The sequence below is a fragment of the Sphingopyxis sp. GW821-FHT02C12 genome (assembly GCF_059421785.1).
Genome location: NZ_JBWKVQ010000002.1, coordinates 339,244 through 350,445, shown reverse-complemented (window position 1 = coordinate 350,445; position 11,202 = coordinate 339,244). Strand labels below are relative to the sequence as shown.

Annotated in this window: 14 protein-coding genes; 10 read left to right on the top strand and 4 right to left on the bottom strand. The window is 65.9% G+C overall.

Going from position 1 to position 11,202, the window contains the following annotated elements:
* The first annotated feature begins 9 nt into the window (after nucleotides 1-9).
* The 10 genes from AC07U1_RS16890 (at nucleotide 10) to AC07U1_RS16845 (ending at nucleotide 7,070) form a co-directional block, all read left to right on the top strand.
* A complete protein-coding gene (locus AC07U1_RS16890) occupies nucleotides 10-618 on the top strand; it encodes a flagellar basal body-associated FliL family protein (RefSeq protein ID WP_495178223.1) in 609 nt (202 codons plus the stop codon).
* Nucleotides 615-1,562, top strand: coding sequence for a FliM/FliN family flagellar motor switch protein (locus AC07U1_RS16885; RefSeq protein WP_495178224.1), 948 nt, complete (start codon nucleotides 615-617; stop codon nucleotides 1,560-1,562). Before AC07U1_RS16890 ends, AC07U1_RS16885 begins: the two co-directional genes overlap by 4 nt.
* Nucleotides 1,555-1,887 carry a flagellar motor switch protein FliN gene (fliN, locus tag AC07U1_RS16880; protein ID WP_187139388.1) on the top strand — a complete coding sequence of 111 codons (333 nt, stop codon included), beginning with the start codon at nucleotides 1,555-1,557 and terminating at the stop codon, nucleotides 1,885-1,887. Before AC07U1_RS16885 ends, fliN begins: the two co-directional genes overlap by 8 nt.
* Nucleotides 1,887-2,171 carry a flagellar biosynthetic protein FliO gene (locus AC07U1_RS16875; RefSeq protein ID WP_056349463.1) on the top strand — a complete coding sequence of 95 codons (285 nt, stop codon included), beginning with the start codon at nucleotides 1,887-1,889 and terminating at the stop codon, nucleotides 2,169-2,171. Before fliN ends, AC07U1_RS16875 begins: the two co-directional genes overlap by 1 nt.
* On the top strand, nucleotides 2,161-2,928 hold the full coding sequence (gene fliP / locus AC07U1_RS16870) for a flagellar type III secretion system pore protein FliP (protein ID WP_187139387.1): 768 nt from the start codon (nucleotides 2,161-2,163) through the stop codon (nucleotides 2,926-2,928). The genes AC07U1_RS16875 and fliP overlap by 11 nt, the downstream gene beginning before the upstream one ends.
* Nucleotides 2,929-2,938: 10 nt before the next feature.
* The gene (locus AC07U1_RS16865) at nucleotides 2,939-3,208 is read left to right on the top strand and encodes a flagellar biosynthetic protein FliQ (protein ID WP_056349455.1); all 270 of its coding nucleotides are present in this window, start codon (nucleotides 2,939-2,941) and stop codon (nucleotides 3,206-3,208) included.
* Nucleotides 3,209-3,215: 7 nt separating this feature from the next.
* On the top strand, nucleotides 3,216-3,995 hold the full coding sequence (gene fliR, locus AC07U1_RS16860) for a flagellar biosynthetic protein FliR (RefSeq protein WP_495178225.1): 780 nt from the start codon (nucleotides 3,216-3,218) through the stop codon (nucleotides 3,993-3,995).
* A gap of 3 nt (nucleotides 3,996-3,998) precedes the next feature.
* Nucleotides 3,999-5,138, top strand: a complete 1,140-nt coding sequence (gene flhB, locus AC07U1_RS16855) for a flagellar type III secretion system protein FlhB (protein WP_495178226.1) — start codon at nucleotides 3,999-4,001, stop codon at nucleotides 5,136-5,138.
* Nucleotides 5,139-5,301: 163 nt separating this feature from the next.
* Nucleotides 5,302-6,669, top strand: coding sequence for a flagellar filament capping protein FliD (fliD, locus tag AC07U1_RS16850; protein WP_495178227.1), 1,368 nt, complete (start codon nucleotides 5,302-5,304; stop codon nucleotides 6,667-6,669).
* An 11-nt stretch (nucleotides 6,670-6,680) separates the two neighbouring features.
* Nucleotides 6,681-7,070, top strand: a complete 390-nt coding sequence (locus tag AC07U1_RS16845) for a flagellar export chaperone FliS (RefSeq protein WP_056349439.1) — start codon at nucleotides 6,681-6,683, stop codon at nucleotides 7,068-7,070.
* 219 nt (nucleotides 7,071-7,289) lie between these two features.
* On the opposite strand, the gene AC07U1_RS16840 is transcribed toward AC07U1_RS16845, so the two are convergent.
* The 4 genes from AC07U1_RS16840 to AC07U1_RS16825 all read right to left on the bottom strand — a co-directional run bounded on the left by AC07U1_RS16840 (nucleotide 7,290) and on the right by AC07U1_RS16825 (nucleotide 11,195).
* A complete protein-coding gene (locus tag AC07U1_RS16840) occupies nucleotides 7,290-8,354 on the bottom strand; it encodes a sigma-54 interaction domain-containing protein (protein ID WP_495178228.1) in 1,065 nt (354 codons plus the stop codon).
* A 194-nt stretch (nucleotides 8,355-8,548) separates the two neighbouring features.
* Nucleotides 8,549-9,406 (bottom strand): flagellar motor protein MotB, encoded by an 858-nt coding sequence (locus tag AC07U1_RS16835; RefSeq protein ID WP_056349436.1) that lies wholly within the window; start codon nucleotides 9,404-9,406, stop codon nucleotides 8,549-8,551.
* Complete coding sequence (gene motA / locus AC07U1_RS16830) at nucleotides 9,406-10,269, bottom strand: flagellar motor stator protein MotA (protein WP_056349433.1); 864 nt, start codon at nucleotides 10,267-10,269, stop codon at nucleotides 9,406-9,408. The genes AC07U1_RS16835 and motA overlap by 1 nt, the downstream gene beginning before the upstream one ends.
* 98 nt (nucleotides 10,270-10,367) lie before the next feature.
* Nucleotides 10,368-11,195: a flagellin gene (locus AC07U1_RS16825; protein WP_056349430.1), complete on the bottom strand. Its 828-nt coding sequence runs from the start codon at nucleotides 11,193-11,195 to the stop codon at nucleotides 10,368-10,370.
* Nucleotides 11,196-11,202: the final 7 nt, after the last annotated feature.

The following is an 11,202-nucleotide window of genomic DNA, read 5'->3' as shown; positions in this document are numbered from 1 at the left end:
AACTGAGTGATGAGCAAGGACAAGACCGACGCCCCCGCACCCAAGAAGGGCAAGATGAAGAAGCTGCTGATGATCACCGTCGGCGCCGCGGTGTTGATCGGCGCGGGGGCCGGGGCCGGGATGTATTTCGGTGTCGGCATGGCGGCGCATGCCGCGAAGCCCGAGGATCACTACCCCAAGCTGGTCGTGCGCGATCCCTCGGCCGAACCCGCCGCCAAGGGCGAAGGCGACGAAGCCCCGGCGCCGAAGGTCGGTACCGTTTCGGTCCCGAACGACAAGTTCAAGGTCGACCCGCGCAAATATGAGATCACCTATGTGCCGATCGCCCAGAGCTTCACGACCAACCTGGCCGACGGGTCGGGTTTCCTGCAGATCGGGATCAGCCTGTCGACCTTTTACGACGGCAAGGTCGTCGCGAACGTCGCGCGCCAGGACGTGCCGATCCGATCGGCGGTGCTGATGGTGCTTGCCGAGCAGGATCCGGCGCTGCTGTCCACTTCGCACGGCAAGCAGCAGCTGCAGCGCCAGCTGACCGGCGCGATCAATCAGGTGCTGCGCGACAAGGAAGGGTTCGGCGGCATCGACAATGTCTATTTCACGAGCCTGGTGATCCAGTGACCACGAAAAGCAATCCCTTCAAGGCGCCGAAAGCGCCGGCCGCGAAGCCCGCACCCGAAGCCGCGGCGGACGACGCCAGGGCGTCGCTGCTGCTGCGCAAGGCCGAGGGCGGCTATGCCTTTCCGCTGCTCGACAGCGTCGCGAACCAGTTCGCGCGCAGCCTGCGCGACCTCGTCCGCGCGCTCGGCGCCCCGACGGTGCAGGTCGAGCGCGAGGCCGCCGAGGTCGTGCGCTTCGCCGACTGGACCAAGGCGTCGGCGCCGGCGATCTTCTGGCGCTATCACGCGCCGCCGCTTAAGGGTCCGATCCTGCTCGCCGGCGGACGTCCGCTGATCCTCCAACTCGTCGACATCTTTTATGGCGGCAAGGGACAGCTCGGCGCCGAACGCGAAGAGCTGACCGACGCCGAAGAGCGTTTCGCCGCGCGGCTCGGCCGCGACATGGGGCTGCAACTGACCGCCGCCTGGGGCGACAAGCTGGCGATCGCGCCCGAACTCGACTGCGTCACCGGCGATCCCGCCAAGCTCGCCGCGGTGCGCGCCGACGACGAACTGCTCGTCCAGCGCTTCACGCTGCGCGGCGGAAAGCTCGACGGCCGCACCATCACCTGCGCCTATCCCGTCGCGGCGCTGCGCGGCATCGCGGGCGCCGAACCCGCCCCCGAAGCGCGCGAAACCAGCCCCGCCGATGCGGCCTGGGCAGCGACGCTGGGCAGCGCGCTCAAGAGTGTGCGCCTTCCGGTGCGCTCGGTTCTGGCCCGTCCGGAAATTTCTTTGGTCAAACTGCTCGGTTTGGAGGTCGGTGATATCATTCCGTTAACCATTCCGCGCAATGTTCCGGTAACCGTCGCCGGCCGCAGTTTCGCGGTCGGCAGCATCGGCGAAGCCAATGGGAATGCAGCCATAATGATCGAGCATATCGAAAAAGGATCGGATCATGAGTGACATGAGCGAAGGCGCCGGTCGCCGCGATCGCCGCGACGCCAAGGATATGGCGATGGCGCCCAATTTCGACCTGCTCGCGGGGGTCTCGCTGCGCGTTTCGGTCGAGGTCGGATCGACGAGCATGACGCTCGCCGACCTGCTCGCGATGTCCGAGGGCAGCGTCGTCGAACTCGACCGCGCCGCGAACGAACTGCTCGACATCTATGCCAATGGCACGCTGATCGCGCGCGGCGAGATCGTCAACGTCGACGGCCGTTACGGTATCCAGGTCGCCGAAGTGGTCGCCCCCGACCGCGGCCTCGCCGGTTTCGACCGGAGGGCCTGATGTTCGAATATATCCTGCGCCTGCTGATCCTGCTGCCGCTCGTCGGCGGCATGGCGTGGGGCAGCCTGTGGCTGTGGAAAAAGGTCCAGATGGGGACGCTCCAGCTGCCCGGGCAGGGCGCGAAACGGACGCGCGCGATCGAGATGATCGATGTGCTGCCGCTGGGTCCCGGAACCAAGCTGACCGTCGTCGAATTCGCCGGCCAGCGCATCCTGCTGTCGGTATCGCGCGGGGCGGTCACCCGCCTCGCCGACAACAGCCAGGGCGATTTCCATGTCGACTAGGACGAACTGGCTGCGTGCGGCGGCGATCGCCGGCGGCGTCGCGCTGCTCGTCGCGGCGCCCGCGGCCTATGCGCAGGAGGCCAATGGCCTCAGCCGCGCGGTGAACGAACTCGGCGGCGATGGCCGCCCGCTGTCGTTGTCGCTCCAGATCCTCGTCCTGATGAGCCTGCTGACGGTGCTGCCGTCGCTGCTGCTCATGATGACCAGCTTCACCCGCATCATCATCGTGCTGTCGATCCTGCGCCACGCGCTCGGGCTGCAACAGACGCCGCCGAACCAGGTGCTCGTGGGCCTCAGCCTGTTCCTGTCGCTGTTCGTGATGGCGCCGGTGATCACCGAGGTGAACCGCGTCGCGATCGAGCCCTATGGCCAGGAACAGATCGACATCGGCGTCGCGGTGTCGCGGTCGGGCGACGCGCTGCATGGCTTCATGCTGACCCAGACGCGCAAGTCCGACCTGATGATGTTCGCCAAGATCGCCAAAGCACCGAGCTATGCGAGTCCGAAGGACGTGCCCTTCTCGATCCTGCTGCCCGCTTTTGTCACCAGCGAACTCAAGACCGCGTTCCAGATCGGCTTCCTGATCTTCCTGCCCTTCCTGATCATCGACCTGATCGTCGCCTCGGCCTTGATGTCGCTGGGTATGATGATGCTGTCGCCAACAATCATATCCATGCCTTTCAAGCTGTTGCTCTTCGTCCTTGTCGACGGATGGGCGCTGACGATGGGCTCGCTCGCCGCCTCCTTCGGCACTTAGGGAGGCCGACGTGGAAGCAGATTATTTCATCGGGGTGGCGCAGCAGTCGCTGTGGATCCTCGCGCTCGCCACCGCGCCGTTGCTCATCCCGATCCTGGTGATCGGGGTGCTGCTTGGCATGGTGCAAGCGGCAACGTCGATCAACGAACAGACGTTGACCTTCGTCCCCAAGCTGATCGTGGCCGCAGTCTGCCTTGCGATCTTCGGCGGCAGCATCCTGGTGCTGCTCACCGATTTCACCCGCGAGATTTTCGCGCAGATCCCGACGCTCGTCCGATAAGCAGGCGATGAACCCCGCCGACATCCCGAATGTGGAGGCGATGCTGCAGCTGTGGATGCTCGGCATGATCCGCCCCGGCGCCTGCTTCCTGGCGGCGCCGGTGTTCGGCGCGACCAACGTGCCCATCCAGCTCCGTCTCGTCATCGCGCTCGCGGTCGGCGTTCCCGCGGTCGCCGCATCGGGGATGACGCTGCCGCCCGAGGGGATCGTGTCGGTCCCGGGATTCCTGCTGGTCATCGGCGAGGTCGTGATCGGGCTTGCGATGGGATTCGTGCTCCAGATGGGGCTCGCCGCGGCGTTGATCGCGGGTGAGGCGATCAGCAACGCGATGGGTCTCGGCTTCGCGTCGATGATCGATCCGCTGAGCGGGTCCTCGAGCTCGGCGATCGGGCAGTTCCTGTCGATGCTCGCGACCGCGATCTTCCTCGCCGCCGACGGCCATCTGGTGCTGATCTCGATCATCGTCGACAGCTATAATGCCCTGCCGCCGGGCCACGCCTTTCCCTCCTATGAGACGATCGGGGGCATCCTGCGCTTCGGCAGCCTGATGTTCGCCGCGGGGCTGACGATCGCCCTGCCCGTGGGCTTCGTGCTGATCCTGGTCCAGATCATCATGGGCGTGATCGGCCGGTCGGCGCCCGCGCTCAACCTGTTCGCGGTCGGCATCCCGGCGACGCTGCTCGCCGGCGTCGTGCTGCTCGGCGTCGCGACCCCGGTGATGGCCGAGGGTCTCGCACATATCCTGTCCGACGCGCTCGACGCCGCGCGCATGGTCGCGGGGACCTGAGCGATGGCCGGACAGACCGAAAAGGACCAGAAAACCGAACAGCCGACGCCGAAGAAGCTCGCCGATTCGGCGCGCGACGGCGACGTGCTGCAGTCGCGCGAACTGGCGACGGCGCTGATGATGCTCGTCGCGGCGGGCTGGCTGATCGCGGCGGGCGGCTGGTTCGTGCGCTCGGCGGGCGACCTGCTGTCGCGCGGGCTGACCATCGACCACCGCGACATCGCCGATTTTGCGCCGGGCGAAGCACTGCTGCGCAACGGGGTCGAGCTGCTGTTGCCGCTCGCCAGCCTGTTCGCCGCGGCGCTGCTCGCCGCGATCGCCGGGCCTGGCCTGCTCGGCTCGCTCGGCTGGCGCGGCAAATCGCTCGAATTCAAGGGCAACCGCATGAACCCGATGAGCGGGCTCAAGCGCATGTTCGGCGCGCAGGGCGCGACCGAACTCGGCAAGGCGCTCGCCAAGGTCGCCCTGCTCGGCAGCATCGGTTACTGGCTGGTCGCCAAGAACCTGCCCGCGATCCTGCACATGGCGTCGAGCGACCTGCACAGCGCGGTCGGGCTTGCGGGGCAAGCGATCGGCCATGCGGTGCTGGTGATGGCCGGTGGACTCGTCGTCATCGCGCTGATCGACGTTCCCACGCAATGGTATCAGCGCAACCGCCGCCTGATGATGAGCAAGCAGGAAATCAAGGACGAGATGCGCCAGTCCGACGGCGCTCCCGAACTCAAGCAGGCGCAGCGCCAGCGCGCGCACGAGATGCTGAGCGGGTCGGCGCGCAAGGCGGTGTCCGAGGCGACGGTGATCCTGACCAACCCGACCCATTTCTCGGTCGCGCTGCGGTACCGCCCCGGCATCGATGCGGCGCCGGTCGTCGTCGCGCGCGGGCGCGGCGACGTCGCGCTGGCGATCCGCAAACTCGCACGCGGCACCGATGTGCCGATCCTCGAATATCCACAGCTGGCGCGCGCGATTTACTTCACCGCGCGCGCCGGGCGCGTGATCCCGGAGGAATTGTTCGTCGCGGTCGCAACGATCCTGGCCTTCGTCTTCCGCCTTGAGCGCGCAGTCGCCGAGGGGATGGCGCAGCCGGCGGTCGACGTGCCCGTGTCGCATCACTTCGATGCGGATGGACGCAAGCAGGGCTGAGGCTGGGTTCGGGGTCCGGGACGCGGCATAGCCAAGCCGGGGAACAGGCTATGGCGAATGTCCGCGCCCCACGCCGAAACCATCTCCAGCCCCAGAAAACCCGCACCGCCACCGCTTAAGCTCTCCCGCGCGCCGCCGTTAATAGCTGCGAAGGATATCGCGCATGGTCAGTTCAATCGCTAACAGCCTCGGTTTCGGATCGGGGATCGACACCAAGCAATTGGTCACCGACCTAGCCGCGGCGTCGCGCGCGCCGAAGGTCGAGCGCGTCACCCTGCTGGCCAAGCAGAATAATGCCAAGATCAGCGCGCTGGCGCAGGCGCGATCGAACCTCGAAGGCTTTGCCGACTCGCTGGGCCAGATGGTGTCCGACGGCACGCTGCGCAGCACCCCCACCGTCTCCGACGACAGCGTCCTCAGCGCCACGTCGCGCGCCGGCCTGTCGGCCGACAGCTTCGCCGCGACGATCGAGGTGACGCAGCTCGCGCGCGCGCAGACCGTCTATTCGGGCATCGTCGCCGACAAGAGCGCCGCGATCGGCGCCGGCACGATGACGCTGACCGTCGGCGGGGTCGCCAAGACGATCACCATCGGCACCGCGAACAACAGCCTCGACGGCCTGGTCAATGCGATCAACGCCAGCGGCGCCGGGGTGACCGCCTCGCTCGTCGCCGACGAGGGCGGCCATCGCATGATTTTGAAGGGGCCGAGCGGCGAGGCGAACGGCTTCACGCTGGAAACCGCCACCCCCGAACTCGCCGGTTTCGCTTATGGCCCGGGCGGCGGCATGACGCTCGGCCAATCGGCGACCAATGCCCAATTCACTATCGACGGCGTCGCCTTCAGCCGCGCGAGCAACATCGTCGACGATGTCGTGCCCGGCATGTCGCTGACGCTCAAGAAAGCGGCGCCGGGGCAACCCGTCGACATCGGCGCGAGCCGGCCGCTCGACATGATCAAGCAGACCGTCAGCGATTTCGTCGACGTCTATAACCAGCTCAAGAAAAGCCTCGCCTCGGCATCGAGCATGTCCGGCGCGACGACGGGCCTGCGCGAGCTCGAACGCGAATTGCAGGCGCTGGTCGGCAAGGTGCTGACCAGCAACAGCGGCATCAACAAGCTCTCTGACATCGGTATCGGTTCGACCCGCGACGGCCTGCTCTCACTCGACACGGCAAAGCTCGACAAGGCGCTCGCGACGAATGCCGGCGCCGTGGAGGCCCTGTTCAACCCTCGCCGCGACGCGACGCATAACGAGACCAGCGATCCGGGCATCGCTTTCGCGCTCGACGCGATCCGCGACAAGGCGATCGCGACCGACGGGGTGATGGATCGCGTCTCCAAATCGCTCGCCGCAAAAAGCGAGGCGCTCGCCGAGACGCTCGAAAAAATCGAACAGCGCGAGGAATCCTACGCTGCACGGCTCGAAAAGCAGTTCGGCGGCCTTGATGCCAAGCTCGCGGCTTTCAAGGCGACCCAATCCTATCTCGAACAGCAGATCGAGATGTGGAACAACCAGAACAAGAATTAAGGGCGATCGCCATGGCAGCCACCGCGTCCACGGTCCGCGCGACCGGCCAGTACCGCCGCATGCAGAGCGAAAGCCGCGCGGCCGGCGCCGACCCGGTCGAACTGGTCACCATGCTCTACGACGAGTTGGAGATCGCGATCGGCGTGCTTGCCGCGATGGTACGGCAGGGCCAGCCGATTTCGGCCACCGAACCCGCACACCGCGCGCGCGCGATCCTGATCGGGCTCGACGCCGGGCTCGACCACAAAGCCGGCGGCGACGTCGCGGGCGCGCTGTCGCGGGTTTACAGCAGCATGCGCCGCAAGCTCGACAAGGCGGTGGCCGCGAACAGCGACGCGGACCTGGATGAGCTGCTGGAAGGCGTGAAGACCGTAAGCGGGGCGTGGCGGCAGCTCAGGTAAGAGCCGTCATTGCGAGCGAAGCGAAGCAATCTCCAGCCATCGGCCTGGCGCTGCGCCGATGGCTGGAGATTGCTTCGCTTCGCTCGCAATGACGGATTTCAGCTTGCCCAAAAAAACTTCGGCACCGGCCCCTTCCCTCTTTCATCGCCAAGGTGGGGACTGGCGACAGAAGGAACGAACCGGTGCCGATTCAGCGGCACTGAGACTGGTGGGGTAGCCTCAGGCTGCCTGTTGCTGAACTCCATATTTGCGCATCTTTTCGATGAGCGTGGTGCGCTTGAGCGTCAGGAGACGCGCGGCTTCCGAAATGATGCCGTCGGCAAGGTCGAGCGCGACGTGGATCTGTTCGAGCTCGATCGTCTCGATCTCGCGCTTGAGGTCGATCGGGCGGCCCGGCGCGGGCGTCTTGCCGAAGGGCGCGGCGGGCGTGCTATCTTCCGCGCTGGCCTGCGCCGCGACAAAGCTGGTGGGGATAGCCTGTCGCGGCGCAAGCGCTGCGGTGGGGTTCAAAAGAATGGCGACATCGTCGGCACCGAGCGTCTCACCGCCGTGCAGCACGCTGGCGCGCTCGACGAAGTTGCGCAATTCGCGGACATTGCCCGGCCAGCGGTGCTGCATCAGCACGATCATCGCCTCATCGTCGAAACGGCATTTGGCTTCGCCGGGCATCTTGCGCTGGAAATGGCGGATGAGCGCGGGAATATCCTCGACGCGGCTGGCAAGGCTGGGGACCTGAAGCACAACCACGCCGAGCCGGAAGAACAGGTCTTCGCGGAATTTGCCATCGGCGATCGCGGCGCCGAGATCCTGGTGGGTGGCCGAAATGACGCGGACGTCGACGGCCTTCACATCGCTGCTGCCGACGCGGACGATCATCCGTTCTTCCAGCACGCGGAGCAGTTTGACCTGCATGTCGAAACGCATGTCGCCGATTTCGTCGAGGAAGAGCGTACCGCCCTCGCTCGCTTCGAAATGGCCGATGCGGCGGGCATGGGCGCCGGTGAAGCTGCCCTTTTCATGCCCGAACAATTCGGATTCGATGAGGTCGCCGGGGATGGCGCCGCAGTTGATCGCGGAAAAGGCCTTGCCCGAACGGACGCCTTCGTCGTGGATCGCGCGGGCCACCAGTTCCTTGCCCGAGCCCGAAGGGCCGCAGAGCATGACCGAGGCGTTCGAACGCGCCACGCGGCGGATCATGTCGCGCAGCTGCGCGGCCGCCGGGCTCGTCCCGATAATCAGCATTTCAAGGGCAGCCTGGTCGCTGCCGTTCCCCACCTTGGTCATTTCGATCTCCACCGCGCCCCCCGAATTCGGCGCTTCTCGATGAACCAAGAGATTGCGGAATCTGGTAAACAAAAGACTAACCAAACCGACCTAACCCCTTCAAATCAAAGAGTTATTGCCAATCTGGCAGCAATGGTGGCGGATGTCCGTTGTTAAGGATTATAACGCTGCCAAATTGGCACCAATTGTTCCGATCAGCTGCCACCATTGTCCCAGCCGAGGGTGATCGAGATGCGACGGTTGCGCGGATCATATCGATTCGAGGGGACGTAGGGTTCGGTATCGGCCACCCCCTCGATGCGCGCGAAGCGGCTGGAACCGATGCCGCGGAAGGCGAGATATTGCCGCGTGACCTCCGCGCGCTCGACCGACAGGCGCCAGTTGTTGGTGCCCGCCTTCGCCGAATAAGGGCTGGCGTCGGTATGGCCGCGGATCATCACCTGGTTCGGAACCTCGGCGACGATCGTCGCGATCTGCGCGAACAATTTGTTCGCCTCCGGCGTCAGCTGGTTGGTGCCGACGACGAACATCGAGAAATCGGCATCGTCGACGATGTCGATGCGCAGCCCTTCGCGCGTTTCGGTGAAGCGGATGTTGGGCGCGAGGCGGCGGATCTCGGCTTTCGCCTGGACCTCGCGCAGCAGCGACTTGGCGAGCTTCTGGAAATTGGCGCGCTGGATCTCGCGGCCCGATGCCTCGCGCGGGCCGCCGGTGGCGTCGCGCGGGATCGTCATCGCGCGCGTACCCGTCTGCCCCGCGGCGTTCGGATATTTGTCGACGGAGACGAGCGAGTCGCCGCCGAACAGCCCGGTCGAGCCCGCGGTGTCCTGTTTGGTCTGGACGATGGTCGGGGCGAAATAATCGGCGAGCGCCTTGCGCTGCTTCTCAGTCGTCGCGCCGAGCAGCCACATCAGCAGGAAGAAGGCCATCATCGCGGTCACGAAGTCGGCATAGGCGACCTTCCACGCGCCGCCATGATGACCGGCATGCGGCGCTTCGATGATCTTCTTGACGATGATCGGGCGCAGCGGGGTATTCGGACGCGCGGCCATTACCGGCCCCGCATACCGTCGAACACCTCGGCGAAGGTCGGCTGGTTGTCATGGTCAACGCCCGAGCGGGCGGCCTCGATCACCAGCGGCTGCGGATGGCCGTGGAGCGAGGCGATGATCAGCTGCTTCACCGTGTGATAGATGGCGGCGTCGCTTTCGATCACCGCACGCGCGCGCGTCGCGAACGGACCGACGAGGCCATAGGCGAGCAACACCCCGAGGAAGGTTCCGACGAGCGCCGAGCCGATCATGCCGCCGAGGACTTCGGGCGGCTTGTCGATCGAGCCCATCGTCTTCACCACGCCGAGCACCGCGGCGACGATGCCGAGCGCCGGCAACGCATCGGCCAGGCTCTGCAGCCCGTCGGCGGGCTTGATCGCATGATGGTGGTGGTTCTTGATCGCGCTGTCCATCACCTCTTCGACCGCGTGCGGGTCGAGCGTGCCCGACGACACGACGACGAGGCGCAGCGTGTCGCAGATCAGGTGGACGAGCGTGTCGTCCTTCAGGAGTTTCGGATATTGCTGGAAGATCGGCGAGCTCGCCGGATCCTCGATATGCGGTTCGACCGCGACCGGCCCCTCGGTGCGCATCATCTTCATCAGTGTCGAGACGAGCAGGATGCAGTCGAGATAGTCGGACTTCTTGTATGTCGGCCCCTTGAACACCTTGCCGAAGCCGCCGCCGAGCGCCTTCAGCTCCTTGCCCGAATTGCCGATGATCAGCGATCCGACCGCGGCGCCGCCGATGATCAGCATTTCGTGCGGCAGCGCGTGCATGACGGGGCCGAGATTGCCCCCGGTCAGCGCAAAGCCCCCGAACACCAGCACGAGAAGAACAACGATGCCGATTACGGGAAACATGCGCGGTGGGCTCCTGTCGGGGCGGTACCCCGAAAATCAGGGCGTCTTGATGATTAACGGCAGCAGCGGCGAAAGATTTAGGGCGAAGCGCCCTCGCCTCAGCTCAAAATATCGAACAAGGTCTGCCGGTTGATCCGCGCGAAGGCCGCCTGCGCCGCGTCGAGCGTCAATTTCTGGGCATTGAGCTCGGCGATCGCCACCGACAGGTCGGTGTCCTCGACCGCCGATCGTTCGTCGGACAGGGTGATGCCGCGCAAATCGAGGCTGTCGCCGATCCGTTCGAGCCGACCGGCCGAAAGGCCCATTGCCGCGCGCTGGTCGGCGATGTGCGAGATCGCACCCGACAGGGTTTCGAGCGCGGCACCCATCGCGGCGCTGTCGCCCGCGGTGATCGCCGCCGCGGCATCGCGCAGGCCCGTCGACACGCTGTTGCCGTCGACGACAAAGGCGGTGCTGGCCGACGGCACCGGTGCGAAACTGACATCGGCATCGAAACGCACCTGCTTCGCATTGGTCGCGAAGATCGGCTCGCCATTGGAATCGCGCGTCGCGGCAAAGCCGTCGATCTCGTCGGCGATCGCCGACAGTTCGGCCGCGATACTGGCGCGGTCGGCGGGATTGGTCGTCGCGCTTGCCGCCGTCATCGTCAGCTCGCGGGCGCGGGTCAGCAGGTTGCTCACCGAACCCAGCGCGCTGTCCGCCTGCGACACCTGCGCGGTCGCGGTCTTGACGTTCGCCGCCCAGGTCTTCGCACTCGCCTGCGCCTTGCCGATCGTCGCGATCCGCTGCGAGGCGGCGGGATCGTCGGAGGCACGGAGCAATTTCTTGCCGCCCGAAATCTGGGTCTGGATGCGTTCGAGCTGGTCGGAGAGTTTCGACTGGCGCGCGATTTCGCGCGTCATGCGGTTGCCCACGGCGTTGATCATCGCGCGG

Bases quoted from the DNA above. Each gene is read 5' to 3' on its own strand.
- AC07U1_RS16825 (WP_056349430.1), bottom strand. From the start codon at position 11,195: ATGATCAACGCCGTGGGCAACCGCATGACGCGCGAAATCGCGCGCCAG.
- AC07U1_RS16845 (WP_056349439.1), top strand. From the start codon at position 6,681: ATGGCAGCCACCGCGTCCACGGTCCGCGCGACCGGCCAGTACCGCCGC.
- AC07U1_RS16835 (WP_056349436.1), bottom strand. From the start codon at position 9,406: ATGGCCGCGCGTCCGAATACCCCGCTGCGCCCGATCATCGTCAAGAAG.
- AC07U1_RS16875 (WP_056349463.1), top strand. From the start codon at position 1,887: ATGTTCGAATATATCCTGCGCCTGCTGATCCTGCTGCCGCTCGTCGGC.
- fliN (WP_187139388.1), top strand. From the start codon at position 1,555: ATGAGTGACATGAGCGAAGGCGCCGGTCGCCGCGATCGCCGCGACGCC.
- fliP (WP_187139387.1), top strand. From the start codon at position 2,161: ATGTCGACTAGGACGAACTGGCTGCGTGCGGCGGCGATCGCCGGCGGC.
- fliD (WP_495178227.1), top strand. From the start codon at position 5,302: ATGGTCAGTTCAATCGCTAACAGCCTCGGTTTCGGATCGGGGATCGAC.
- AC07U1_RS16840 (WP_495178228.1), bottom strand. From the start codon at position 8,354: ATGACCAAGGTGGGGAACGGCAGCGACCAGGCTGCCCTTGAAATGCTG.
- flhB (WP_495178226.1), top strand. From the start codon at position 3,999: ATGGCCGGACAGACCGAAAAGGACCAGAAAACCGAACAGCCGACGCCG.
- AC07U1_RS16890 (WP_495178223.1), top strand. From the start codon at position 10: ATGAGCAAGGACAAGACCGACGCCCCCGCACCCAAGAAGGGCAAGATG.
- fliR (WP_495178225.1), top strand. From the start codon at position 3,216: ATGAACCCCGCCGACATCCCGAATGTGGAGGCGATGCTGCAGCTGTGG.
- motA (WP_056349433.1), bottom strand. From the start codon at position 10,269: ATGTTTCCCGTAATCGGCATCGTTGTTCTTCTCGTGCTGGTGTTCGGG.